We start from the raw sequence: 24,846 nt of genomic DNA on the forward strand, positions 1-24,846 counted from the left end.
ATGCTGACTTCCAAGGAACTTCGTGAACTGGATGACGCCAAACTGACTGAGAAACTGACTGAATCCCGAAAAGATCTGTTTGCCATGCGTTTCAAGCATGCAACAGCTCAGCTCGAGAACACGCAGACTCTCTCCGGCGTCAAAAAGACTATCGCCCGTATCCTGACTATTCAGCGGGAACGACAGGGAGCGTAGAGAAATGGCTGAGTTTAAATACCAAGGCAACAAGCGTGTGCTCACCGGTCTGGTGATCTCCGACAAGGCTGACAAAACTATTGTCGTCCGCGTCGAGACACTGGTGAAGCATCCGCTGCTTAAGAAGTACATTCGTCGCCGCAAGAAATTCATGGCCCATGATCCGGCTAATGATTGTGGTGTTGGCGACAAGGTGCAGATTGTCGAATCGAGGCCCATGTCCCGCCGCAAGCGCTGGCATTTGGTGCAAATTCTCGAAAAGGCCGTCTAGGGTTAGGAGGAAACATGATACAAGTTGAATCCAGACTCGACGTTGCTGACAATTCCGGGGCCAAACAGGTCCTGTGCATCAAGGTTCTTGGTGGTTCCAAGCGCCGTTACGCCAGCGTCGGTGATATTATTGTAGTGTCCGTCAAAGAAGCCATGCCCCATTCCAAAGTGAAGAAGGGCTCGGTTATGAAGGCGGTTGTCGTTCGTACTAAGAAGGAACTCGGTCGTCCCGACGGTTCCTACATTAAGTTCGACAACAATTCCGCTGTGCTGCTCAACGCTAACATGGACCCCGTCGGTACCCGTATTTTCGGACCCGTGGCTCGTGAATTGCGTGCAGCCGGTTTCATGAAGATCGTTTCCCTCGCCCCCGAGGTCCTGTAAGGATATGATGATGAAGACTAAAATTCGCAAAGACGACAAAGTCATGGTCATCGCCGGAAAGGACAAGGGTAAGATTGGCAAGGTGTTGAAGATTCTCAAGAAGCAGGACAAAGTCCTGGTTGAGAAGGTGAATATGGTTCAGCGCCACACCAAAGCCAACCCTTATGCCCAACAACCCGGCGGTATCATCGAGAAGGAAGCCCCGATCCATGTATCCAATGTGGCTATTGTTTGCGATGCATGCACCAAGCCCACGCGGGTCGGGTACAAGAAGACTGAAGATGGAAAGAAGGTTCGCTTCTGTAAGAAGTGCAACGAAACCTTCAAGTAGGTATCAGTATGACACGTCTCGAGACAGTATATAATGAAAAGGTCGTCCCCGAGCTCCAGAAGGAGTACGGTTATTCCTCTTCCATGGAGATTCCTCGTATGACGAAGATCTCCTTGAACATCGGACTTGGTGAAGCTAGCCAGAATAGCAAGCTCATCGAACCCGCTGCCGAGGAATTGACCGCAATCGCAGGCCAAAAGGCCGTTGTCACCCTGGCAAAGAAATCCATCGCACAGTTCAAGCTGCGCGAAGGTATGCCGGTCGGCACTCGCGTGACTTTACGCGGCGATGCAATGTGGGATTTTTATGACAAGCTCGTGAGCTTTGCTCTGCCCCGTGTCCGCGACTTTCGCGGTATCCCCGATCGTGGTTTTGACGGTCGTGGTAACTTCACAATGGGCATCAAGGAACACACCATCTTCCCTGAGCTTGACATCGATAGAGTTGAGATGGTGAAGGGCATGAACGTGACAGTGTGCACGACCGCTAAGACAGATAAAGAAGGCAAGTCCCTTCTTGATCTGCTCGGTATGCCCTTTAAAAAGTAGGAGGACGGAAAGTGGCCAAAACAAGCTTACGTGTTAAGGCACGCCGCAAACCCAAGTTCAAGGTCCGCGCATACAATCGTTGTCCGATTTGTGGCCGTCCTCGGGCTTTTCTGAGGCACTACGGCATCTGCCGTATTTGCTTCCGTAACAAGGCTCTCGCTGGTGAACTTCCCGGCGTCCGCAAGGCGAGCTGGTAATTAAGGAGAAATGAAATGGCTGTTGTTGATCCTGTAGCCGACATGTTGACCCGCATCCGGAATGCGTATGGCGCTTATCATAATGATGTCGCCATCCCGACTTCCAAGATGAAGTCTTCTATCGCGGGTATTTTGAAGGAAGAAGGTTATATCACCGACTACGCTGTCGAGGACAGGGACATCAGTATTACCCTCAAATACGTTGACGGAAAACCGTTGGTTACTGGCCTGAAAAAGGTCAGTAAGCCCGGTCGTCGCGTGTACGTTGGTGCTTCTGATATCCCCCGAGTCCAGAACGGCATCGGTATTTGTATCGTGTCTACATCCAAAGGTTTGCTCGAAGGCGCCAAGGCCAAAGAGGCCAATGTTGGCGGCGAGCTTCTCTGCGAAATCTGGTAAAGAGGTTCCACTATGTCTCGTATAGGAAAGAATCCCATCGACATCCCTTCGGGTGTTGAGGTATCTGTTGGAGCCTCCGAGATCCAGGTTAAGGGCCCTAAGGGGACCTTGCAGACTCCGGTCCACCCGACCGTTGAGTATAAGATCGAGGATGGCAAGGTGTATGTCTCCCGCATTGATGATTCCCGTCAGGCGCGTGGTCAGCATGGTCTTCGTAGGACCTTGCTTGCCAACTGCGTTGATGGCGTGACCAAGGGTTTTGCAAAGACCTTGGAAGTTATCGGTGTAGGTTACAAGGTGTCCGTGCAGGGCAAAAAAATCGTTCTTAACGTCGGATATTCTCATCCGGTCGAGTTCGATCTTCCTGCCGGTCTCGAAGCTAAGGCGGAAGGCTCCAAGCTGACCATCGAAGGCCTCGATAAGCAACTTGTTGGAGAAGTCGCGGCACAAATCCGCCGTGTGCGTCCGCCGGAACCCTACAAGGGTAAGGGCATCAAGTACGCTGACGAATACATCCGCCGCAAGGCTGGTAAGTCCGGCGCTAAGTAGGGGTATAAGTCATGAGTAAAAGCAAAAATGCACAGAGGCTTCTTCGGAAGCCCCGCATCAGAAAGAAAATATCCGGTACAGAAGTTCGGCCTCGTTTGGTCGTCTATCGTTCCAACCAGCATGTTTATGCTCAGTTGGTCGATGACGTGAACGGCGTGACTCTGGCCTCCGCAAGCACTCAGGTGCTGAATAAGGACGGCGAGACTCTCAAGGCAAATAAGGATTCTGCAACCAAAGTTGGTAAGGCAATAGCCGAAGCCGCTTTGGCCAAGAAAATTGATTCCTGTGTCTTCGACCGGAGTGGTTACATCTATCACGGCAAGGTAAAAGCTCTTGCCGACGGCGCCCGTGAAGCCGGGCTTAAATTCTAGGTAGCTAGGAAAGAACAATGGAACAGAATGATAGTGGATTGATTGAAAAAATCGTCTACCTCAATCGCGTCGCCAAGGTTGTCAAGGGTGGCCGCCGTTTCAGCTTCAGCTGCCTGGTGGTCGTCGGAGACGGTGAAGGTGGAGTCGGATATGGTCTGGGTAAGGCTAACGAAGTACCTGAAGCTATTCGCAAGGCGTCTGAACGCGCCAAGAAGAACATGATTAATGTTCCTCTGCTGGATGGCACCCTGCCGTATGAGGTCTTGGGACGCTACGGTGCAGGCCGCGTTATGCTGAAGCCTGCCAGTCGTGGTACTGGTATTATTGCTGGTGGTCCCGTTCGTGCGATCATGGAAGCCGTTGGCGTCCATGATATCCTGACCAAAGCTATTGGCACTAATAATCCGCACAACGTGCTGCGTGCCACCATGGCTGGTCTGGAATCCCTGCGGAGTGCCGAGGAAATGACCGCCCTGCGCGGAGTCCCGGTGTCTACGCCGAGAAAGTAAAGGAGATCGCCGTGATTAAAGTAAAACAGATCAAAAGCAAGATCGCGTGTAAGCCTGACCAGGTTAAAACCCTGGAAGCATTGGGCTTACGTCGTATCAGCCAGGTCAAAGAACACGAAGATACCCCGGTTATTCGTGGTATGATCTATAAGGTCAGACACCTGGTGGAGGTAGTAGAATAATGAAACTGCATGAACTCTACGCCTTCCCGGAAGAATATAAGAATCGTAAGCGTATTGGTCGTGGTTCCGGATCCGGTTGGGGTAAAACCTCCGGTAAAGGCCACAAGGGTCAGAACGCCCGCTCCGGCGGTGGTGTTCGTCCCGGCTTTGAGGGTGGCCAGATGCCTCTGGCTCGCCGTCTGCCCAAGCGCGGATTCAAGAATCCCTTCCGCGAAGAGTACCAAGCTGTGAACGTTGGTCGCCTTTTGGCCATGTTCGAAGGCAAGGACGAGATCACCCTGACCGATATGTATGAACGTGGTGTTGTCAAAGACAATGCCCCGGTCAAGGTTCTTGGAACCGGTGATGTCGCAAAGGCCGTGACCATTGAAGCTCATCGTTTCAGTGCGTCTGCAGCCGAGAAGATTGCCAAGGCCGGCGGTACCGCCAAGGCCATTGAAGCTTAACTCTATACTCGAAGGGTATTGATACGATGTCAGGAGTTGATAATATTGCCCGATTGCCAGAGCTGCGTAACAAGCTGCTCTGGACGTTCGCACTGCTTGCTGTCTACCGGATGGGCATTCATATACCTATTCCCGGCGTCGACAGTGCGGCTCTGACGGAGTTTTTCGCTCAGGCGCAAAACACCCTCTTCGGGATCTTCGATATGTTCTCGGGCGGTGGACTGTCCAACATGTCCATCTTCGCACTGGGCATCATGCCCTACATTTCGGCTTCCATTATTCTTCAGCTCTTGACCGTCGTGTCGCCTGAGCTGAAGCGCCTCCAGAAGGAGGAAGGTGAGGCCGGAAGGAAAAAAATTACCCAGTACACTAGGTACGGGACAGTTCTTATTACCATTGTGCAGGGCTTTGCCATTGCCACTGGTCTTGAGTCCATGAGCAGCCCTACGGGCGCGCCTATGGTGCTGTTTTCCGGCATAGGGTTCAAGATGATGACCATCTTGACCCTGACTGCTGGTACCGTGTTCCTGATGTGGTTGGGTGAGCAAATGACTGAAAAGGGGATCGGAAATGGTATCTCCCTGATCATCTACGCTGGTATTATTGCGGGCCTTCCGGCTGCAGTGATCAATACCATCCAGTTGATGACTGTGGGTGAAATCACACTGTTCATCCTCCTCTTTCTCATGATTGTGATGGTTGCCACTTTGGCCTTCATTGTTTTCATGGAAAGAGGACAGCGCAGAATTCCGATTCACTATGCCAAGCGTCAGCAAGGACGTCGCATGTTCGGTGGGCAGACTACGCATCTGCCTTTGAAGATTAACACCGCTGGTGTTATCCCGCCGATCTTTGCATCTTCCATTCTGATGTTCCCTGCAACACTCGCTCAGTTTTCGAACAATGAGTTCTTGCAGGATTTTGCAGCCATCATGAGTCCGACTTCCATTGTGTACAACTTGTTGTTCATTGGAATTATCATATTCTTTTGCTACTTCTATACGGCGATCATGTTTGATCCCAAAGGAATTGCAGAGAATATTCAAAAGCAGGGCGGCTTCATCCCGGGTATTCGCCCAGGTAATCGCACCCGTGAATACATTGATAGAGTGTTAGCCCGCATTACTTTGTGGGGAGCCTTCTATGTATCTGCGGTGTGTGTGCTTCCCATGTTTTTGATCAGCAAGTTTAGCGTGCCGTTTTATTTCGGCGGAACTTCGCTGCTGATCGTGGTCGGCGTGGCCATGGACTTCATGGGGCAAATCGAGTCTTATCTGATCTCTCGTCAATACGAGGGACTGATGGGCAAAGCAGGCAAATTGAAGGGCAGGCACTAGCCTTGAAAAAGTTCAGGGGTGTCTTCCTCAAAAATGATAAAGAGATTGGCCTCATGCGTGAGGCCAATCGCATTGTTTCCACCATTCTTGATGAGTTGGCAGAGAACGTCAAACCTGGCGTTTCCACCATGCTTTTTGAGGATATATGTCGATCCATGTGCGACCAATATGGCGTACGTCCGGCATTTTTAGGGTACCAAGGTTTTCCTTTTGCCCTATGTTGTTCAGTGAATGAAGAGATTGTGCACGGCTTTCCTTCCAAGGAACGCATTCTGAATGAAGGCGACATTGTCAGTGTTGACATGGGCGTTGTGTACGAAGGGTTTTACGGTGATTCTGCTCGGACCTTTGCGGTAGGAGCGGTTTCTGACGAAGCGAAAAAGCTTATGGACGTAACCCGAGAGTCTCTTTATAAGGGTATTGAGAAAGCCGTTCCTGGAAACAACTTGTATGATATCTCCGCGGCAATACAGTCATACGTTGAAGGGTTCGGTTTTGGTATAGTTCGTCGTTTTGTAGGACACGGGATCGGAAGTCATCTTCATGAGAAGCCTGAGATCCCCAATTTCGTTCCCAAGGGCATGCCCGGCGTTCCTCTTAAAGCCGGTATGGTGCTTGCCATTGAGCCGATGGTCACGGTTGGGAGCCACGAAGTTGAAGTTCTAGAGGATAAATGGACAGCGGTGACAAAGGATAGGAAACTGTCTGCTCACTTTGAGCACACCATTGCCATTACCTCCGATGGACCGATGATATTGAGTTTGTCGGATTAGCTCCCATGGAGATGGGCAAATTTAGACTTGCTTATTGTCGTAAAACGCTGTAGAAAACACAGCTTCGTTTAAAAGGCCACCCCCGAATTGGGGGCATAGGCATTATTGTATTCAGACAATGGAGATGGTCATGAAAGTAAGACCTTCTGTTAAGAAAATGTGTTCCAAGTGCAAAGTAATCAGGCGCAACGGTGTCCTGCGGGTGATCTGTGAGAACCCACGGCATAAGCAGCGTCAAGGATAGAGGGAAATAACTATGGCACGTATTGCTGGTGTTGATCTGCCGAAGAACAAGCGCATTGATGTTGCGCTGACGTACATTTACGGCATCGGCCGGACCATGGCCCTGCAGATTCTCGATACCACGAAAGTGGACTGGAAGACCAACAGTGATAATCTCACTGCTGATGAAGTCAGCCAGATTCGTCTCGAGATTGAAAACAACTACAAAGTTGAAGGTGATCTTCGTCGTGAGATCACTACCAACATCAAACGTTTGATGGACATCGGCTGCTACCGCGGTCTGCGCCATCGTCGCGGTCTGCCCGTTCGCGGTCAGAAATCCAAGACCAACGCTCGTACCCGTAAGGGCCCCCGTCGTTCTGTCATGGGCCGCAAGAAGAAATAAGTACGCGACATCGCGAAATATCGTTTACTGTCTGAGACAGTGAGCGTTAAATAGACATTTATTCAACGGAGATTAAGGCAATGGCTAAACCCCGTCGATCTGGGAAGAAGAAAGAGAAGAAGAACATTCCCGTCGGGATTGCCCACGTCAAAGCCACGTTCAATAACACGATCGTGACTTTCACAGACGTCAAGGGTAATGTCGTCAGTTGGGCTTCCGCAGGCGCTCATTTCAAGGGCTCCCGCAAGTCCACTCCTTTCGCGGCACAGATGGCAGCTGAATCCGCCGCCAAGCGCGCTCAGGATTCCGGTATGCGTACCGTCGGCATCTACGTCAAGGGCCCCGGCTCTGGACGTGAGGCCGCTATGCGCGCCATCAACAACGCAGGCTTCAAGGTTACCTTCATTCGGGATATCACTCCGATTCCCCACAATGGTTGCCGTCCGCCTAAACGCCGCAGGGTCTAATTAAGGAGAAGTATCGTGGCAAGATATACTCAAGCAAAATGCAAGCTGTGCCGTCGCGAGGGAGAAAAGCTCTTCCTCAAGGGCGATCGCTGCTACACCGATAAGTGCGCTTACGAAAAGCGTCCATACCCACCGGGACATTCCGGCCGCATGCGTCACAAGATGAGCGATTACGCCATCCAGTTGCGCGAAAAGCAGAAGGTTCGTCGCATGTACGGCGTTCTGGAAGGCCAGTTCCGTATGTACTACCATCGTGCCGACGGCATGAAGGGCGTCACCGGTCATAATCTGTTGATGCTCCTCGAACGCCGTCTTGACAACGTGATCTATCGTCTTGGCTATGCCAATTCACGTGATCAGGCTCGTCAGTTGGTTCGTCATGGTATCTTCAAGCTCAATGGCCGACGTGTGAACATTCCGTCCATGCAGGTTCAGTCTGAGGACGTCATTGAAGTCCGTGAAGAAGCCCGCAAGATCCCCGTGATCAATGAAGCTCAGGAAGTCATTGCCCGCCGCGGTTGCCCTGAGTGGTTGGAATCTGACGGTGCCAACTTCAAGGGCACGGTTAAGGCCATGCCGAGCCGGGAAGATATACAGTTCCCGATCAACGAGCAGCTTATTGTCGAATTGTACTCCAAGTAAATAGGGGACTTCATGCTTATTGAGAACGGCGACAAACTCATCAACACCCGCAATTGGAGCGAACTGGTCAAGCCCGAGAAATTGGTGCGCGATCTCAAGTCCTCTGAGATGTACGGTAAATTCATCTGTGAACCTTTGGAGCGTGGTTATGCTACCACTATTGGTAACGCCATGCGCCGGGTTCTTCTTTCCTCCATGCAGGGGTGTGCCATTGTGTCCGCCTCCATTGAGGGAGTGCAGCATGAGTTCACCACCGTACCTGGTGTTCTTGAGGACATGACCGAGGTCGTGCTGAACATGAAACTTGTTCGTATGGCAATGACCACGGACGAGCCTCAGCGCTTGACACTTGAAGCTAACAAGAAGGGCCAGGTTACGGCTGGCATGATTCAGGAAAATCAGAACGTCACTGTTTTGAACAAGGATCAGCTCATTGCTACCCTGACCGAGAACCGTAGCTTCAAGATGGAGTTGGAAGTCCGCATGGGCAAGGGCTATGTCCCTGCTGATATGCACGAAGGACTGACCGACGAAATCGGCTCCATGATCCTCGACGCCAGTTACTCCCCAGTCAAGAAGGTCGCGTACGCCGTCGAACAGGCGCGTGTCGGCCAGATGACCAACTACGACAAGCTCATTCTCGAGGTCTGGACCGATGGTTCGGTTTCCCCCGAGGATGCCTGTGCATACAGTGCCAAGATCCTGAAAGAGCAATTGTCTGTCTTCATTAACTTCGATGAACTCTCATCAGAGACTCAGGAAGAAGAAGATGATGCAATTGATCTGAACCCGAACCTCTTCAAGTCCATTGATGAACTCGAACTTTCAGTTCGTGCCACCAACTGCTTGAAGGCCGCTAACATTCAGTTGGTTGGTGAACTGGTTCAACGTACCGAACAGGCCATGTTGAAGACCAAGAACTTTGGTCGTAAATCCTTGGACGAGATCCGTCGCGTTCTGGATGCCATGACTTTGAAGTTCGGTATGACGGTTGAGGATTTTGACAAGAAATACCAGGAATGGTTGAAGAGGAAAGAGAAAAATGAGGCATAGAAAGTCAGGCCGTAAACTGAATCGGACCAATACTCATCGTGCCGCCATGTTTAAAAACATGGCCCGCGCACTGCTGACTTACGAGCAGATTCGCACGACTGAACCTAAGGCCAAGGAACTCCGGAGCATTGTTGATAAGCTTATCACTTTGGCTCTGCGTAACGACTTGCATGCACGTCGTCAGGCTTACAAGGTCCTCGGTAGCCATCAGATGGTCCAGCGTCTCTTTGACGAGATCGGTCCTCGCTTTGAAGGTGGTACGGGTGGTTACACTCGTATTATTAAACTCTCCCAGCCCCGTAAGGGTGACTGCGCGCCTATGGTCATCATTGAATTGACCAAGTTGGCCGTAGAAGCTCCGGCTGAGAAAGAAGAAAAGCCTGCCAAAGAAGAGAAGAAGGCTGCTCCGAAGAAGAAGGCTGCTCCTAAGAAGGCTGCTGCCAAGAAAGAAGAAAAGGTTGAAGAGAAGCCTGCTGAAGAAGCTGCTTCTGAAGAAACCGAAGATAAGTAATATTAAAAAGGGCAGGTCAATGACCTGCCCTTTTTTTGGTTTTATCTATAGATGATTTCAATCATAAGGATAGATGGAAATGGACGTTCGTAAGCTTGAAGCATTTTGCAGGGTGTATGAATTGCAGAGTTTCTCCAAGGCAGGCGAAGCCATGTTTTTGTCTCAGCCAACCATTAGTTCCCATGTAGCAAATCTCGAAGAAGAGCTTGGCGTTAAGTTTTTCGACAGGCTGGGGCGCAAGGTTATGCCTACCCAAGCCGGAGATGTTCTCTATGGGAGTGCGACAAAAATTTTTGCGAATCTGGATCGTGCCAAGGCATCGATTGAGATGTTGCGAGACAGAGTTGTAGGGGATCTTGGCATCGGTTGTAGTACGATTCCTTCCCTGACTCTTTTGCCGGAGTTATTGGCTGGTTTTTCCCGGAAATATCCTGAAGTGAGTTTTTCTGTACATACACATGATTCTTCCGAGGTTCTCAAGCGGGTGCTTTCTGGAGAATGGCCTATAGGTATTGTTGGTCAAAAACCAGAAGAGGCCGAACTTGTTGCGCATCATATTGCGGACGATGAGATAATGGTCGTAGCAGCACAGGGAGCATCATGGCTGCCAGGTAAGGGACCTGTTTCACTTGCTCAAGCTGCTTCTCTGCCTTGGATTATGCGAGAACGGGGTTCTGCTACCCGGCGAGTCTTGGAAAAGGCTTTAGAGGGCGTTGGGAAAAATGTTCAGGACCTTCTTGTACGCTGTCAGGTTGAAGGAACGTCGGAGAGTCTTGCCCATGCAGCCCATGGTGTAGGTATCTGCTTTACATCAAGGTTGGTCGCGGAAGATATGATTTCACGCGGAGTGTTGACTGCTTTAGATATACAAGAGCTTTCAGGGACAAGACAGTTTTACCTCGTGTATCACCGTGGCCGTCATATGTTTCCTGCCCTGAAAGCATTTGTTGACTTCAATACCAAGTAGTTCATCCACTACGGGATGAAATGCAATTCAGGTATAGCGTTGATCAGGCCATTTTTTTTGAGATGTGAGTAGAAAAGAGTGAGACCATCAATTTCATCTTTGGCAAGATCATAGACTAGCCCGTTAAAGTACGAACACATTTCTTTATCGGATAAGCAACTTTCATTTGCTGCCAGTGTGCACATTTGCTGGATGTTTTTTACACCCCAATCTTTGGCTTCGATCAGTTTGCTAACAGCATCCATGAGCGTTTTTTTTGATGCTTCCCAGCTTTCTCGTTGAACAATCCAAACTCCGAAAATAAAAGGCAATCCTGTGAGCTCCCGCCAAGCCTCGCCTAGATCAATTCTGTGCGGATAATCAGGGTGGAATCGCAGGTTTAATGCTTCGTCTCCAATGGCCAATATGGCGTCTGGCCGTTCTCCTTTTTCGAGAGTTGCCGTTGCATTACCTGTGGTGTAGCCGGTTTCAATTTTCCAGAGTTCGTTTTGCAATACAGAGAGTAAGGCTGCCGAAGTATGCGTTTGTGAACTCACCAAAATTGTTTTTTCCTGAAGTTCTTCTACTGGATACCGACTTAAAAGGAGAACGCTTTGGACAGGGCCGCGACTTCCGATAGCAATATTGGGTACGAGATAATATTTTTCTGGGTGGCGAGCATATTCAATGGAAGAGGCCGCTGAAATATCCAGTTTGCCGTCGTCCATGAGGTTATTTAATGCAGCCGGTGGTCCTGATTGTATCTGAAAGTCGTTGGTAATCAGGCCTGATTCCAATGGATGATAAATAGGCAGAACGTTGAGATAGCCGATTTTTCCAAGCTGAATGGACATTAACAATTCTCCAGAACGGTGTAATCCATGGACCGTTGTTTTGGTAAGAACCCGGCAGCCGTGACGAGACGATTGATTTCTTCACGTGAAAGCCGAAATGAAATGCCGGCTGCTTTAACAACATTTTCTTCGAGCATGGTTGACCCGAAGTCATTACCACCAAAATATAGGGCAAGCTGGGCGATCTTTGGCCCCATTGTTACCCATGAAACCTGGATGTTATCCACGTTGTCGAGCACAATACGGGAAACTGCCAGAAGTCGTAAGTATTCGATACTTGTCAGTTTTCGGCAGTGGGGAAGTTCGGTGTGATCCGGTTGAAAAGTCCACGGAATAAATGCTGTGAAGCCACCTGTACGGTCCTGTGTCTCGCGCACGGCGAAGAGATGCTGCAACCGTTGCACCGGAGTTTCTTCGTGACCGAACATCATGGTTGCGGTGGTTTTTAATCCCTGATTATGTGCTTCTTCCATGACATTGAGCCATTGAGTTGCGGGACATTTGTTCGGTGCGACTTTTGATCTGACTTCGTCCACGAGAATTTCTGCGCCCCCACCAGGGATTGAGTCCAGCCCAGCTTTATGCAGGCGATCAATAACTTTGGCAATTGGGATATCTTCCATTTCACTCCAGAATACAATTTCTGGCGGTGAAAAAGCGTGGATGTGGACTTTGTAATTCTTTTTAATATATCGAAGCATGTCCTCGTACCATGTCAGCGGCAGATCAGGGTGGTGGCCTCCCTGCATGAGAATTTGTGTGCCTCCGAGATCAAGTGTCTCCTGGATTTTGTCCCCGATTTCTTCATACGTCAGCACATAACCGCCGTCTTCGCCTGGTTCGCGATAAAAAGCGCAGAATTTGCAGCAACACACGCATACGTTGGAATAGTTGATGTTGCGGTCTACCACATAAGTAACGATCGGATCAGGATGCTTTGTTAATCTGACATGGTGGGCCAACCGCCCGAGGTCATGGAAATCAGCTTTTTCATAAAGACACTGGGCTTCGTAAAAATCAATACGTTTACCACTCAGAACTTTCTCAAAAATATCTTCAAGTCTGCACATATTTTTACTCACATGGATAATACGTCATTTTTTCTTCTCCTGCGCAAATGCGGCCCACAAAATTGGGAAAGAGAAGGACAGGGGCTGAAGGTATTAAATTTCGTTAAAAAAACCGTCGCGTTCTACGGGAGTGCAACCGCATCCCTTGATCATCTCGGTCAGTTCAGATCGTGTCATTCCCTGTTCGGAAGTGGCTCCGGCTTCGTGACCTATTTTCTCTTCGACCACAGTGCCGTCGAAGTCGTCTGCACCGAATTTGAGGGCAGCCTGCGCTTGCTTTACTCCGAGCATCACCCAATAGGCCTTGATGTGTGGAATGTTATCAAGCATCAAGCGACTGATGGCTATGGCGCGTAATTCATCCAATCCTGTCAGAGGATTTTCAATGGTTAACTGGCTGTTTTCAGTCAGGAAGGGCAGGGGAATAAAACAGGTGTAACCGCCGCCACGATCTTGGGATTCACGTAATTGAATTAAATGATCTATGCGATCTTCAATGGATTCGATGTGACCGAAAAGCATGGTGCAGTTCGTTTTTAATCCCAGTGCGTGAGCTTCTTCGTGGACAGCCAGCCATTCTTTGGCCGTGGATTTGCGGGGACAAATCTGTTCCCGTGTTTCGGGGGCGAATATTTCGGCACCGCCGCCAGGTAACATATCAAGCCCAGCGGTTTTGAGTCGAGTAAGTACTTCGTGTGTTGAAATATTTTCAAGTTGTGCGAAGTGCGCGATTTCAACAGCTGTGAAACATTTGAGGACAACCTCAGGCAGTCGTTCCTTGATGGCATTGAGAATATCTTCAAAATAATCCAGTTTGAGTTTTGGATGACAGCCACCGACAATGTGTATTTCACGTGGAGTCAGTGCGGCACTGTCTATTTTTGCAATGACATCTTCTTTGCTCAGTACGAAGCCGCCTTCCTGTCCCTCTTCACGTTGATAGGCACAGAATACGCAGCCATTGACACATACGTTGGTGTAGTTGACGTGTTGGTTAACCACGTAGAATGCCTTGTCGCCGTGCAGTCGGGTACGGACCATATGGGCGAGCGCTCCTACAGCCAGTGGTTCAGGACATTCAAAAAGTTTGATGCCGTCTTCGAAACTCAGCCGTTCGCCGACCTCGACCTTGTCTCTAATGTCGGCAAGGCCCATGTTCGCATAATAATCACTGTTGAATAGACGCATTGCTTCTCCCGTATTCAGGATGGATTACCCAGTCCACGCCGGAGAAAATCCGTTATGGCGCGGGCTTTGTTTTCCGTTGTTTGTTTGTCTGTGTCGTACAGGGTTATGGGGCCGTCCAGATATGGAACGGTGTGTGCCTGAAAAAAACGATCCATGATGGAATCCAGATGAAAAACTACCATATCCGGATCAAGATCATTGCGAAGTTCGCCTGATTTCATGGCCGCAGTGACCAATGGTCGGAGATATTTTGTTGATCCCCGGCGTACTTCACTGAGAAATTTGTCGCGCATGGGGAAATTTTCTTGAAAGAGCATTTTCAGGTAAATTCGATAGATGTGCGGGTGTGCTTGTATGAAGTCCACGCCGGCCAACAGGCTTTTTTCTATGCGCTCGAAAAAGTCTTTGTCCGAGGTGGTCTCTCGGATATGTTTGAGAGGCTGTTTGAATTGATTGATTGCATGGCCGAATAAGTATTCAAAAAGTCCCTGCTTGTTGCCGAAATATTTGAATAACGAGCCTTTGGCAATACCGAGTCGTTTGACGATCCGGTTGATGCTGGCTTGATGATATCCATGCTCGGCGAATTCGGACGTGGCTTCGTTTAATACGCGCTCTCGTTTTTCGTCGGGCAGATTTTCAAAAGTTTTTGGGTTCTGTGTCATATGGTTACTCTTGATTTCACCGCGTGGTTCGATTAGTGGTGACCAGGTGGTCACTATCCTTATAAGGGGCGGTCTCGCCTGTCAATAGGAGTGAAGCTATTTTATATGCCAGGAGGCTTTCATGAAGAGGACATTAACGCTCGGATATTCACCTTGCCCAAATGATACGTATATTTTTCAAGCGCTTGCATTAGGGACGGTCAACTGGCCGGGAGGTCTTGATATAACTTTGGCTGATGTTGAGGAATTGAATGGTCAGGCTGCGTCCGGTTTACTTGATGTCGTGAAGGTGTCTGTTGCCGCCGCTGCTGGGATTCTGGATGAATACGTGCTGCTTCGGGCTGGTGGAGCCATGGGGTATGGCGTCGGTCCTATTTTGGTAGCAGGAGAAGCGTGTGACCTTGCCGCTTTGGACGGCAGGAAAATAGCTATTCCGGGACGAAATACTACGGCCAATCTGTTATTTGGATTGTGTTGTCGTGAGGCTGGTATACATGTTGAGTTGGTTGAAATGGTTTTTGACGAAGTCATGCCTGCGGTTGTGGCTGGAGAAGTCGCTGCCGGGGTTGTTATTCATGAAGGCCGTTTCACTTTCGCTGATCAAGGGTTGACGCGAGTCCTTGATCTTGGAGCATGGTGGGAGAAGTACACGGGGCTGCCTATCCCGTTGGGTGCCATAGCTATTAAGCGTTCACTTGGTCCTGAGGTGGCCGTTCAAATGAACGAAGCCATTCGGCAAAGTTTGATTGCAGCAAGAGAGCATCCCGAAATCGGACGGGAATATATCAAGTTGCATGCACAGGAAATGGACGATGAGGTTATTGCGACACATATCGATACTTTTGTGACAGAGTATAGTTTGGATGTAGGAGACGGCGGCGTGGAGGCTGTGTCCAGATTGCTGAAGGAGGCGGGGTGTACTCGTGAAGATGTTTTTATTTCAGTGTAGGATTTCCACCTGAATAAATTCCATGACGGACGAGAAGCTTATGATGCGTTCTCGTCCGTTTTTTTACCGCCTTGGCTGACGAATACCCCGACAATTACCAGCGCAGACGCTGCGTATTGTATCCAATTGAGTCGTTCGTTGAGGAATAACATTCCCAAGATAAGCGTGATGACCGGGATCAGATTGATAAAGGATGAGGCTTGGCCAACCGGGATTTTTGACATGCCGTAGTTATAGAGACCGTAGGCCAGGATAGTGACCATGATGCCGAGATAAAAAATAGTGGAGATGCCGAAAAGGTCAAATGATGTTGGCAGGGTGGTTGATGGCAGGAAGATAAGGGGAAAGTAGAATATGGCTCCGATGAATGCTTGCACCATAGTTAGAAACCACGGATTGTAACGAGGTGTAAGTTTTTTAAGAGAGATCATGTACCCGACTGCACAGATCATGGCCATGAACTCCAAGAAGTTACCAAGGATCGGATTGGAGGCTGTTTCGGTGGATTCAGCTGCGGCAGACAGTATAACGGCCCCGATAATGGCGAGTCCAAAGCTGATAGTCATGCGGCGGGTGAGCTTTTCACCAAGGGTGAATCGGGCAACCACTGCCGCCATGAGTGGAAGCAGAGCGCAGATCATTCCTGCCTGTGATGCGTCTGTATATGTCAGGGCCATTGCTTCAAAGACGAAATAGAATCCTGGTTCACAGACGCCCATGAATATGAGGAGTTTCCAGTCGCCAGCTTGATAATTGATGTTTTTCAGTTTCTTGAAAACAAGAAGAAAACAGAGGCTGGCAATAAGCATACGCCCAAATATGACCACCATCGGGTCGAATCGCTGGAAAGCGAATTTGAGAACGATGAAGGAACTGGACCAGAGCAGGACAGCTATGCCGAGAGCTAGAAATGCCTGGGTTTTACCTGATATCTTGCGCAATATGGGAACCTCTTTTACAAACTGTATTTTGATTTACCATTGATCATATGGGATGGAAACAGGATTTGGTCCATGAAACGTGAAAAGGGTTTCGCATAGCGAAACCCTTTTCACGGTGTTCTATGAAAAAACTTTTAGTGAGGGCAGACGGCAAGGACGTTGACCGGCTTAAATCCATTGCCCGGATCTTCAGCGTACCGGCATCCCAAGTGGGAATCCTCGCGTTTATGAAGGATGTCCTCTTCGGAACCGAGGTAATGCGGACAGTTGTTGTTGTTGCAAATCAGAATGACATTCCACCCGGTTTCGGGCGGTGCGAGCCACGCTTCCATCGTTTTGCCGCAATGCGGACAATCTCTGTCAGGCAACTCGGTGACTATTCCGGCATATTCGTGAATGACCATGGTTATCTCCTTGCAGTACGACGGAATCTGCCGCCGATCATGTTCTGTCGGCAATAGATAAAACCTGATTGGCCCACGTCAAGAGGGAAGACGTTAATTTTCTCTATCTAAAGGCAAAGTGCGCAGTAATTTGAAGAGTGCTCGAGAGTCTTTGGGTGGTTTTCCTTTAGCCTTTTCTCTCCGTGCGCCCAGTGTAAGCTGACGGAGTCTCTGTCCGTTCTCGGGGTAGGTGTCGAAAAGTTCCTGCAGGAGATCGTCATTGCCGTCTATCAATCGTTCTCTTATTATTTCAAGTCGATGGAATCCTGCTGTTTTAATCGAATGCCCATTTTTCGCTGCTTCGACAATCTCTTGTACATGGCTGGTATCAAAGGTGCGCATGAGTTTGCCCACGTACTGCATGTGGCGACGTGTGGCTTCATGTTTGGGGATTTTTTTGATGAGCAGCAGAGCTTCTTCCACTTCAGGAGGGAGGTTGGCTTCTTTGATAGTGGCATCGCCAAGAGCGGCGAGGTCTATACCGAGTTGCTGCAACTCCCTCATATCTTTTTTCAATTGGGTACGGCTCGGACCTTCATAGGCTTCGTCGAATTCCTCGGGGCGATATATTTTGTTTTTCTTTCCCATTATTACTTCAGGCCTGCGGCTCTCAGGTCGGTTTCAAGATTGGTGTAAATGGTCTGGACTCCCTGAGTCATGGCGTTGATCAGGGCTGTAGCTGAAGACTCGGGCATGGGTATACGCTCGGTATAGGTGCTGGAGAAAATGATTTCATTATTCGCCGAAGCTTCATCAACTACGAAGAACTGCATTCCCACTACTGCGGCGGGTGTGTCAAGGGAATAGTCACCATAGAGCGAGTTGACGACGCCTTCCAGCGTTAATCCGGGGACGACCATGCTGCCGGGTTTGATAACGTGGGTAAAGAGTTTGGAACCTCTGAGCCACTTGCGCAGTTCCGTGGTCAGCATGTCTGCCGGGGGAACAAAGAACATATTGTAGAAGTCTGATTCAATACGTCCCTGTTTGCCGCGATATACCAGTTCTCGGGTGTTGTAGAGATTTGATATGGACAGCCTACGGATTTTGAGCACGAAATCGTACCCGGTTTGGACCTGCTCTGCCGAACGGGTTGGAGTGATCTGGAAATACCGTTTGTCCAAGGGCTTTCCGCCTAACTTGACGCAGGCTGCGGTGGTCAGGCCTACAGCCAGTATGAGGAAGAGAAGTGTGTTTTTTTTCATGATGTTGATCCCGGTTTATTGGTCTTCAGGATTGGGCTTGCTTGGCGGAGTGCCGAAGATCATGCCGGAGGGATAGCGTTTGGCATCCCCTGTGAGTTCTTTGACGTTTTGCATGACCTCGCGAGTGTCGCCGATAATAGCGTGAATGTTCGCTTCTTCTGAGGCGACAACACCGTTCAGGCGGTTGACTAAAGCATGAACTTTGGCCACTGCTGCGGTCAAATCTGTCGAGGCTTGTGAGATGTTTTCCAGAGTCGGTGCGATTTCGCCCATTGCTTTATCCATGCGCGGGTCGCTCAAGGTTTTGCCGAGAACGGCTGATGCCTGTTTGAAGCTGGTGATAGCTATTTTGGCTTCGTGAGCTGCCGCGATGATGTCATCTGCGGATTCCGTGATGATTCGATTTACGCCTTCAAGGGCTCCGGCGGTATTGGGAATAATCCTATCCAGAGCCGGATCGGCCATGAGCGTGTTGGTTCGGGCCAGAATGTTACGGGTGCTATCAAGAATGCCGAGCATCCGTTTACCGGCTTCTTTACCGCTTTCGGTGTTCATGAAGTTGTCGATGGAATCAACAATGGATTTGACATCACCGATAATGGATTCAAGGTCTTCCTGTTTGAGGCTGCTTAATGTCTTACTAATGGTGGCGATAGCTCCTTCAACCCTGCTTAGAGTGGAGGGGACGGACGGAATGTAAGCATGTTCAGGTGTCCATTTGAGGGGGAGAGGGGGGTTGCCCTTTGGATCGTCATAGATGATGTTCAAGAAGAGCTGTCCGGTTAAGCCAAGTGACGTGGGGCGTATACGCAGACCACGGGCAACATCTTTACGCAGAACTTCAATGAATTTTTCTTCATCAATGAATTCAAAGAGATCTGGGTTGATGTCGCATTCCACATAGACATATCGGACTTCTCCGATATTCGCGGGGTCGTATTTGTTTGATACGAAATTGATTTCAGCCACACGGCCGACGTTGACGCCTCGGAGTTTGACTGGCGAACCCACGGCAAGACCGTTGACTGATTCGTCAAAGTAGGTTTCCAGCGTATAGGTCGTCTGGAAATATCTTCCGGCTCCGAGGACGATGACCATCGCGACGAGCATGCTAGCTCCTACGATGATGAACATGCCTAATTTGAAATAATCTCTTTTTCGTACCATTCCGTATCCTTACTTTGCCGTTTGGGCGTGTGTGCCTTCAGCGGCTTCCAACTCCGGTTGGCGGAGGAAGAAACGTCTGACAAACTGATTGTCCGAGGTGTCCCTGAGTTCTTTGGGGTCTCCTTCGGCAACAATGGATTTGACGTCCTTGTCGAGCATGATAACCCGATCCGCGATTTTGTAAATGGATTCCAGTTCGTGGGTGACGATGACAAAGGTGATGCCAAGGTTGCGTGACAGGTCGAGAATGAGTTCATCGAGTGCCGCGCTGGAAATAGGATCAAGTCCCGCACCTGGTTCATCCAGAAAGAGTATGCTTGGGTCCAGAGCCATTGCCCGAGCGATGGCGGCCCGTTTCTTCATGCCGCCGGACAGGGCCGCGGGCATTTTGTACGTGGCGTTTTCCAGACTGACCATTGCGAGCTTGGACTTGGCAATGAGGGCCATGGCTTCTTGTGGTAGGTTGGTGAATTCTTCCAGTGGCAACATGACGTTTTGCAACAGTGACATGGAACCAAACAGGGCGCCCATCTGATACATTACGCCGAATTTACGAATGATTGCGTCCCGTTTGGCTCCAAATGCACTGGTTAATTCTTCGTCACCGTAAAAAACTTCACCGGCCATGGGATGTATAAGCCCGATCATGTTTTTGAGAAGCGTGGATTTGCCGCAACCGGAACCGCCGAGGATAATGAAAATTTCGCCTTGCTTAATGTCGAAGCTAACATCTTCAACAATGACTGTATTACCATATCCGCAAGTCAGATTCTGCACGCTTATGACAGTATCTCGTTCGCACATGTCTTATATCCCCAGATAGTAGAATGCCATGGCGAAAATGCCGTCGGCAAAAGCGATGAGAATAATGCCCGAGACCACTGCACTGGTGGTGGACAGGCCGACTGCGCTGGCACCGGATCGAGTCTGTATGCCACGCAAGCATCCTACACCAGCCACCAAAAAGCTGAAAACCAGTCCTTTACCCATGCCGCTCCAGAAATCTCCGTAGTCTAGATAGGAGAAAACTCGGGAGGTGAATGTGACGAGGGGGTACCCCATGGAGAGCATGACGACGGCACCGCCGACCAGTGATGCCAGATTGAAAAACATGATCATCAAAGGAACGACAAACATGGTGGCAATGATTTTGGGTACTACCAGAAAGCGCATGGGAGATAATCCCATGGTGGTCAGGGCATCTAGTTCTTCATTAATTTTCATGGTCCCGATTTCAGCGGCAAAGGCGGAGCCGGATCGGGCGGCCAGCAGGATGGACGTAACCAGTGGGCCCATTTCGCGGAACATAACGAGACCAAGCATGTTCGGGACGAAAATTTCACCGCCGAATCGTTGCAGACTGATCGCGGATTGAAATGACATGATCAGCCCCATGAGAAAGCCTATGAGGGTGATGATGAATAGGGATTCAACGCCGACGTTAATGCAGGAGAGCAGGACATTCTTCCATCGAACTTGACTCGGATGAAGGAAGGCCTCGGTGAGCAATACGGCTGATTCTCCTACGAATGCGATCATTTCGCGGATGCCGGACCATAATTCCCCGATGGCTTCACCGATAGCTGAGGCAAAGTTCCGCCGGTTCTTTTTCTGGGAGTCCCATGCCGGTATGGGGCTATCCCAGGTCAGGCCGATAAGTTTACGATCCTCTTCCCGAAGATTATTTAGCGTGAGTTGAGCTTCTTTTTGGGCTGCGAGTTCTTTGATCTTGAGCAGCAGAGCAACCCCGGCTCCGTCGAGATAGGTGACACCGGTCATATCAGTTTCAATGGATGTGAAGGGGGTGGAATTGCCTGCCTGCACAGTCTCATCCCAAATGCTGGTGATTCCGGGGGCGTCGAGACGTCCTGCGAGCGTAATGACAAGGATTCCATTTCGGTCAGAAATGGAAACAGTGGCATCGGAAGATTGCATTGTCAGCGGTTGGTTTTTCACACCATATCATCCTAATTGTGGGCAAAGATCAAAATTAATCGACTACTTTAAATAACTGAGGTTTTGAAAAAATGGAAGGTAGTTGTGTGTATTTATCACGGTGTTTTTCAGTGGGGATTGACAGAAAGAGAAAAGAATATTATTCATTTAAAGTATGAATAACAGAAAAATCGACAAATTGGACTTGGAAATCCTGAACATACTTCAGGCTGACGGTAAGGTTTCCAACGCGGAAATCGCTCGAAAGGTAGGCAAGGCACCGTCTGCCGTGCTTGAGCGTGTACGTAAGCTCAAAAAGAGCGGTATCATCGAGGGATATGAGTGTATTGTCAGTCATAAGTCTCTTGGTCGAGGGCTGACAGCATTTACTTCCATACGAGTGGAAGAGGGTGTGGGAGCCACAGAGGTGGGGCAGAAGCTTGCCGAGTTTCCCGAAGTGCTTGAGGTTCATTATACTGCTGGTCGCGATTCCTATCTGGTCAAGGTCCGTGTTGAGGACACTGAGGCGTTACAGGCGACGCTGGCAAAATTCGGAACTATCGGGCCTGTGCGTGACACCAACTCAACTATCGTATTGACCACGGTCAAGGAGTCCCGCGTTATTCCACTTCCCCTTGAAAACGACTAACCTTCGAGGAGTCACAGATGACAGTAAGTATTTCCTCCCTGGACCCGCAGATTATTTCTCGGGGCAGGGAGTTTTTTGCATCCATTTCCGGTGAATCCCCTTCGGTTTTCAATAAAGGCTGGTGGACTGGAAAGGTCATGGATTGGGCCATGAAGAACGAGGATTTCAAGGTCCAGATGTTTCGTTTTGTGGATGTACTGCCATATCTTAATACTTCCGAATCATTGTCCCGGCATATCGAAGAATATTTTTCCGGCGAGGACTCTAATATCCCGGATGTTCTCAAATGGGGTGCCACCAAGACCAAGATTGGTGGAGGATTGGTCGCCAAGGTCCTGAACAGGACTATTCGTTCCAACATTGAGTCCATGGCCCGTCAGTTCATCATTGGTCAGGTCTCCAAGGAAGCGGTCAAAGGGATCAGAAAACTCCGCAAGGACGGTTTTGCCTTTGTTCTCGATTTGCTTGGCGAAGCGACTGTGTCCGAAGTCGAGTCTGATGTGTATCGTGATGGATACCTCGAAGTTCTGGAAGCTATTCAGAAGGAACTCGGCAAGTGGAAGCCGCTTGATGGTGGGGCCAACGATCTCGATTGGGGGCATGCCCCCAAGGTCAATGTGGCCGTGAAGCCGTCCGCTTTTTATTCTCAGTCCAAACCAGTGGACCTTGAGGGTACGGTAGTGGGCATGATGTCCCGTATTGAACCCATCTATAAGAAGACTATGGAAATGGGTGGGTTCATGTGTATTGATATGGAATCCCTCAAGTACAAGGAAGCCACGGTCGAGTTGTTCAAGCGTTTGCGTCTTAAATATCCCGACTATCCGCATCTCGGCATCGTGTTTCAGGCCTATCTGCGGAGTGTGGATGATGATGTCCGTCATTTACTTGAATGGGCGCATGCGCAGAATCTTCCGATTTCTATTCGTTTGGTCAAGGGAGCCTATTGGGATTACGAGACCGTCATGGCCAAGCAGAATGATTGGCCTGTACCGGTCTGGACGCATAAGCCTGAATCCGACATGGCTTTTGAACGTGTTTCCAAGATGATTTTGGAGAACAGTGATATTTGTCACTTTGCTTGTGCCTCCCACAATATCCGTACGATTTCTGCTGTCATGGAGACAGCCTCGGCATTGAATGTGCCTGAGGAACGGTATGAGTTTCAGGTGCTCTACGGTATGGCCGAACCAGTGCGCAAAGGCCTCAGGAATGTTGCCAAGCGTGTTCGATTGTATTGTCCGTACGGTGATTTATTGCCGGGTATGGCTTATCTTGTTCGTCGTCTGCTTGAAAACACGGCAAACGAATCGTTTTTGAAACAGACTTTTGCCGATGAAGCGGACATGGATCACCTTTTGGAGAATCCAGAAGCGACGTTGAAACGTCAGCTTGACAGTCGGTGTGCTCCGAAAGAAGAAAAGCAGATTGGCCCGTCTCGTTTTGTAAATTTTCCGGTGGCTGATTTCACCATCGAGGCAGAGCGTAATGCGTTTCCGGATTCCATTGCCACGGTGCGTGCGCGCATGGGCGGTGAAGTCCCGTTGTTTATCAATGGGAAGGATGTCGTGACGAGCGACAGGCTGGAATCCTATAATCCGGCTGATCCGTCAGAGATTGTTGGTTCAGTCTGTCAGGCTGGTGTCACCGAAGTGGACATCGCTATCGAAGCCGCGTCCGACGCCTATTTGTCATGGCGAGACGTGGCACCGGAAAAACGTGCAGAAGTTTTGTTCAAGGCTGCGCAATATCTTAAAGATACAATTCATGAGTTGTGCGCTCTTCAGGTTTTGGAAGTGGGAAAGCAGTGGGATCAAGCGCACGCCGATGTGTCTGAGGCCATTGATTTTCTTGAATACTACGCACGAGAAATGATTCGATTCGGTAAACCGCGTCGCATGGGACGGGCTCCCGGCGAAATGAGCCAGCTCTTTTATCAGGGCAAGGGCGTCGCCGCTGTTATTGCACCATGGAATTTCCCGTTGGCTATTTCCGTGGGCATGGTGTCTGCTGCTATCGCTTCCGGGTGTTCAGTTGTTTATAAACCCGCAGGTATTTCCTCCTGTGTGGGGCATAATTTGGTTGAAATGTGGAAAGCCGCAGGTTTGCCGGATGGCGTATTCAACTACTGCCCCGGTCGCGGGTCGGTTATGGGTGACCATCTTGTGGATCACCCAGACGTTTCCGTCATCGCCTTTACTGGTTCCATGGAAGTGGGGCTACGTATTCAGGAGCGCGCCGCCAAGGTTCAGCCCGGACAGCAACAGTGTAAACGGGTTATCGCTGAGATGGGCGGCAAGAATGGAACCATTATCGACGATGATGCCGATCTCGACGAAGCTGTGCTCGGCGTACTGTATGCCGCATTCGGTTTCCAAGGTCAGAAGTGCTCGGCTTGCTCTCGGGTTATTGTACTTGATTCCATTTATGATCGTTTCATTGAGCGACTTACCGAGGCTGCCAAGTCAGTCAAGCTCGGTCCATCCGAGAATCCGGCCAATTACATGGGGCCGGTGGCGGATAAGGCAGCACAGAAAAATGTGTTGCGGTACATCAGGATCGCAGAGGAAGAAGGCAATGTGTTGGTCAAGCGCGAAGTCTCCGATGATCTCAAGGCTACCGGAGGCTGTTATGTCCCGTTGACCATTGTGGACGGTATCACCAAGGATCACCGTATTGCGCAGGAAGAGGTTTTTGGGCCGGTCCTGTCCGTCATGCGTGCCAAGAATATGGATGAGGCTCTTGATATTGCCAACTCCACCAGGTTCGCTCTGACCGGTGCTATCTACACACGCAGTCCGGCCAATTTGGAACGTGCTTCCAGAGAGTTTCGTGTGGGCAATCTGTACCTGAACAAGCCATCGGTTGGCGCGCTCGTCGAGCGACATGCCTTTGGTGGATTCAAGATGTCAGGCGTTGGTTCCAAGGCTGGCGGCCCTGATTATTTGCTTCAGTTCATGGACCCGCGTCTGGTTTGCGAAAATACCATGCGCCGAGGATTTGCTCCCATTGAAGAGGATGATGAGTGGATTAGCTAAAGGG

The 24,846-nt window shown here is 49.8% G+C and carries 35 protein-coding genes; 24 read left to right on the forward strand and 11 right to left on the reverse strand.

The annotated features are described in order from the left end of the window. Positions 1-3: 3 nt before the first annotated feature. The 21 genes from rpmC (at position 4) to SYK_RS17475 (ending at position 10,759) form a co-directional block, all read left to right on the forward strand. Positions 4-195 carry a 50S ribosomal protein L29 gene (gene rpmC, locus SYK_RS17375; protein ID WP_281763291.1) on the forward strand — a complete coding sequence of 64 codons (192 nt, stop codon included), beginning with the start codon at positions 4-6 and terminating at the stop codon, positions 193-195. A gap of 4 nt (positions 196-199) precedes the next feature. After that, positions 200-466: a 30S ribosomal protein S17 gene (gene rpsQ, locus SYK_RS17380; protein WP_163808125.1), complete on the forward strand. Its 267-nt coding sequence runs from the start codon at positions 200-202 to the stop codon at positions 464-466. A 14-nt stretch (positions 467-480) separates the two neighbouring features. Continuing rightward, positions 481-849, forward strand: a complete 369-nt coding sequence (gene rplN / locus SYK_RS17385) for a 50S ribosomal protein L14 (protein ID WP_281761528.1) — start codon at positions 481-483, stop codon at positions 847-849. A 7-nt stretch (positions 850-856) separates the two neighbouring features. Continuing rightward, on the forward strand, positions 857-1,180 hold the full coding sequence (rplX, locus tag SYK_RS17390; protein ID WP_163808123.1) for a 50S ribosomal protein L24: 324 nt from the start codon (positions 857-859) through the stop codon (positions 1,178-1,180). A gap of 8 nt (positions 1,181-1,188) precedes the next feature. Then, positions 1,189-1,728 (forward strand): 50S ribosomal protein L5, encoded by a 540-nt coding sequence (gene rplE / locus SYK_RS17395; RefSeq protein ID WP_281761529.1) that lies wholly within the window; start codon positions 1,189-1,191, stop codon positions 1,726-1,728. Between the two features lie 11 nt (positions 1,729-1,739). Then, positions 1,740-1,925, forward strand: a complete 186-nt coding sequence (locus tag SYK_RS17400; protein ID WP_163808121.1) for a type Z 30S ribosomal protein S14 — start codon at positions 1,740-1,742, stop codon at positions 1,923-1,925. Between the two features lie 15 nt (positions 1,926-1,940). Continuing rightward, a complete protein-coding gene (rpsH, locus tag SYK_RS17405; RefSeq protein ID WP_281761530.1) occupies positions 1,941-2,324 on the forward strand; it encodes a 30S ribosomal protein S8 in 384 nt (127 codons plus the stop codon). 12 nt (positions 2,325-2,336) lie between these two features. Beyond that, complete coding sequence (rplF, locus tag SYK_RS17410) at positions 2,337-2,873, forward strand: 50S ribosomal protein L6 (protein WP_281761531.1); 537 nt, start codon at positions 2,337-2,339, stop codon at positions 2,871-2,873. A gap of 11 nt (positions 2,874-2,884) precedes the next feature. Beyond that, on the forward strand, positions 2,885-3,244 hold the full coding sequence (rplR, locus tag SYK_RS17415) for a 50S ribosomal protein L18 (protein ID WP_281761532.1): 360 nt from the start codon (positions 2,885-2,887) through the stop codon (positions 3,242-3,244). Between the two features lie 17 nt (positions 3,245-3,261). After that, positions 3,262-3,753, forward strand: coding sequence for a 30S ribosomal protein S5 (gene rpsE / locus SYK_RS17420; RefSeq protein ID WP_281761533.1), 492 nt, complete (start codon positions 3,262-3,264; stop codon positions 3,751-3,753). Positions 3,754-3,764: 11 nt separating this feature from the next. Further along, positions 3,765-3,935, forward strand: a complete 171-nt coding sequence (gene rpmD / locus SYK_RS17425; RefSeq protein ID WP_281761534.1) for a 50S ribosomal protein L30 — start codon at positions 3,765-3,767, stop codon at positions 3,933-3,935. Beyond that, positions 3,935-4,381, forward strand: a complete 447-nt coding sequence (gene rplO, locus SYK_RS17430; RefSeq protein ID WP_281761535.1) for a 50S ribosomal protein L15 — start codon at positions 3,935-3,937, stop codon at positions 4,379-4,381. Before rpmD ends, rplO begins: the two co-directional genes overlap by 1 nt. Positions 4,382-4,407: 26 nt before the next feature. Beyond that, positions 4,408-5,718, forward strand: a complete 1,311-nt coding sequence (gene secY / locus SYK_RS17435) for a preprotein translocase subunit SecY (protein WP_281761536.1) — start codon at positions 4,408-4,410, stop codon at positions 5,716-5,718. A gap of 2 nt (positions 5,719-5,720) precedes the next feature. Continuing rightward, positions 5,721-6,491 (forward strand): type I methionyl aminopeptidase, encoded by a 771-nt coding sequence (gene map, locus SYK_RS17440; protein WP_281761537.1) that lies wholly within the window; start codon positions 5,721-5,723, stop codon positions 6,489-6,491. A gap of 130 nt (positions 6,492-6,621) precedes the next feature. Beyond that, positions 6,622-6,735, forward strand: a complete 114-nt coding sequence (gene rpmJ, locus SYK_RS17445) for a 50S ribosomal protein L36 (protein ID WP_014324049.1) — start codon at positions 6,622-6,624, stop codon at positions 6,733-6,735. 12 nt (positions 6,736-6,747) lie between these two features. Continuing rightward, complete coding sequence (gene rpsM, locus SYK_RS17450) at positions 6,748-7,119, forward strand: 30S ribosomal protein S13 (protein ID WP_281761538.1); 372 nt, start codon at positions 6,748-6,750, stop codon at positions 7,117-7,119. Between the two features lie 80 nt (positions 7,120-7,199). Beyond that, a complete protein-coding gene (gene rpsK / locus SYK_RS17455; RefSeq protein ID WP_229592243.1) occupies positions 7,200-7,586 on the forward strand; it encodes a 30S ribosomal protein S11 in 387 nt (128 codons plus the stop codon). A gap of 15 nt (positions 7,587-7,601) precedes the next feature. Further along, the gene (gene rpsD / locus SYK_RS17460) at positions 7,602-8,228 is read left to right on the forward strand and encodes a 30S ribosomal protein S4 (RefSeq protein WP_281761539.1); all 627 of its coding nucleotides are present in this window, start codon (positions 7,602-7,604) and stop codon (positions 8,226-8,228) included. A gap of 12 nt (positions 8,229-8,240) precedes the next feature. After that, entirely contained in the window at positions 8,241-9,281 is a 1,041-nt protein-coding gene (locus SYK_RS17465) for a DNA-directed RNA polymerase subunit alpha (RefSeq protein ID WP_281761540.1), read from the forward strand. Then, the gene (gene rplQ / locus SYK_RS17470) at positions 9,271-9,792 is read left to right on the forward strand and encodes a 50S ribosomal protein L17 (RefSeq protein ID WP_281761541.1); all 522 of its coding nucleotides are present in this window, start codon (positions 9,271-9,273) and stop codon (positions 9,790-9,792) included. The genes SYK_RS17465 and rplQ overlap by 11 nt, the downstream gene beginning before the upstream one ends. A 79-nt stretch (positions 9,793-9,871) precedes the next feature. Further along, positions 9,872-10,759, forward strand: a complete 888-nt coding sequence (locus SYK_RS17475; protein ID WP_281761542.1) for a selenium metabolism-associated LysR family transcriptional regulator — start codon at positions 9,872-9,874, stop codon at positions 10,757-10,759. An 8-nt stretch (positions 10,760-10,767) separates the two neighbouring features. On the opposite strand, the gene SYK_RS17480 is transcribed toward SYK_RS17475, so the two are convergent. The 4 genes from SYK_RS17480 to SYK_RS17495 all read right to left on the reverse strand — a co-directional run bounded on the left by SYK_RS17480 (position 10,768) and on the right by SYK_RS17495 (position 14,515). After that, the gene (locus tag SYK_RS17480) at positions 10,768-11,592 is read right to left on the reverse strand and encodes a menaquinone biosynthetic enzyme MqnA/MqnD family protein (RefSeq protein WP_281761543.1); all 825 of its coding nucleotides are present in this window, start codon (positions 11,590-11,592) and stop codon (positions 10,768-10,770) included. Continuing rightward, complete coding sequence (mqnC, locus tag SYK_RS17485; RefSeq protein ID WP_281763292.1) at positions 11,592-12,662, reverse strand: cyclic dehypoxanthinyl futalosine synthase; 1,071 nt, start codon at positions 12,660-12,662, stop codon at positions 11,592-11,594. Before mqnC ends, SYK_RS17480 begins: the two co-directional genes overlap by 1 nt. 93 nt (positions 12,663-12,755) lie before the next feature. Further along, positions 12,756-13,850, reverse strand: a complete 1,095-nt coding sequence (gene mqnE / locus SYK_RS17490) for an aminofutalosine synthase MqnE (protein WP_281761544.1) — start codon at positions 13,848-13,850, stop codon at positions 12,756-12,758. Between the two features lie 14 nt (positions 13,851-13,864). After that, positions 13,865-14,515, reverse strand: coding sequence for a TetR/AcrR family transcriptional regulator (locus tag SYK_RS17495; protein ID WP_281761545.1), 651 nt, complete (start codon positions 14,513-14,515; stop codon positions 13,865-13,867). Between the two features lie 121 nt (positions 14,516-14,636). On the opposite strand from SYK_RS17495, the gene SYK_RS17500 reads away from it, so the two are divergent. Continuing rightward, positions 14,637-15,464: a 1,4-dihydroxy-6-naphtoate synthase gene (locus SYK_RS17500; protein ID WP_281761546.1), complete on the forward strand. Its 828-nt coding sequence runs from the start codon at positions 14,637-14,639 to the stop codon at positions 15,462-15,464. A gap of 38 nt (positions 15,465-15,502) precedes the next feature. Here SYK_RS17500 and SYK_RS17505 read toward each other — a convergent pair whose 3' ends face one another. The 7 genes from SYK_RS17505 to SYK_RS17535 form a co-directional block, all read right to left on the reverse strand. Next, positions 15,503-16,408, reverse strand: coding sequence for a DMT family transporter (locus SYK_RS17505; RefSeq protein ID WP_431194137.1), 906 nt, complete (start codon positions 16,406-16,408; stop codon positions 15,503-15,505). Between the two features lie 131 nt (positions 16,409-16,539). Then, complete coding sequence (locus tag SYK_RS17510; RefSeq protein WP_281761548.1) at positions 16,540-16,809, reverse strand: Ogr/Delta-like zinc finger protein; 270 nt, start codon at positions 16,807-16,809, stop codon at positions 16,540-16,542. A gap of 93 nt (positions 16,810-16,902) precedes the next feature. Beyond that, a complete protein-coding gene (gene yjgA, locus SYK_RS17515; protein WP_281761549.1) occupies positions 16,903-17,436 on the reverse strand; it encodes a ribosome biogenesis factor YjgA in 534 nt (177 codons plus the stop codon). Positions 17,437-17,438: 2 nt separating this feature from the next. After that, positions 17,439-18,053, reverse strand: a complete 615-nt coding sequence (locus SYK_RS17520) for an ABC-type transport auxiliary lipoprotein family protein (RefSeq protein WP_281761550.1) — start codon at positions 18,051-18,053, stop codon at positions 17,439-17,441. Positions 18,054-18,068: 15 nt separating this feature from the next. After that, on the reverse strand, positions 18,069-19,220 hold the full coding sequence (locus SYK_RS17525; RefSeq protein WP_281761551.1) for an MlaD family protein: 1,152 nt from the start codon (positions 19,218-19,220) through the stop codon (positions 18,069-18,071). Positions 19,221-19,229: 9 nt separating this feature from the next. Beyond that, positions 19,230-20,024: an ABC transporter ATP-binding protein gene (locus tag SYK_RS17530; RefSeq protein WP_281761552.1), complete on the reverse strand. Its 795-nt coding sequence runs from the start codon at positions 20,022-20,024 to the stop codon at positions 19,230-19,232. Between the two features lie 3 nt (positions 20,025-20,027). Continuing rightward, complete coding sequence (locus tag SYK_RS17535) at positions 20,028-21,176, reverse strand: ABC transporter permease (RefSeq protein ID WP_281761553.1); 1,149 nt, start codon at positions 21,174-21,176, stop codon at positions 20,028-20,030. Positions 21,177-21,330: 154 nt separating this feature from the next. Between SYK_RS17535 and SYK_RS17540 the strand changes: the two genes are divergently transcribed. Beyond that, the gene (locus SYK_RS17540) at positions 21,331-21,804 is read left to right on the forward strand and encodes an Lrp/AsnC family transcriptional regulator (RefSeq protein WP_281761554.1); all 474 of its coding nucleotides are present in this window, start codon (positions 21,331-21,333) and stop codon (positions 21,802-21,804) included. Positions 21,805-21,821: 17 nt separating this feature from the next. Beyond that, complete coding sequence (locus SYK_RS17545; protein WP_281761555.1) at positions 21,822-24,842, forward strand: proline dehydrogenase family protein; 3,021 nt, start codon at positions 21,822-21,824, stop codon at positions 24,840-24,842. The last annotated feature ends 4 nt before the right edge of the window (positions 24,843-24,846 follow it).

Origin of the sequence: Pseudodesulfovibrio nedwellii (assembly GCF_027923765.1) — a bacterium.
Classification (GTDB): Bacteria; Desulfobacterota; Desulfovibrionia; order Desulfovibrionales; family Desulfovibrionaceae; genus Pseudodesulfovibrio; species Pseudodesulfovibrio nedwellii.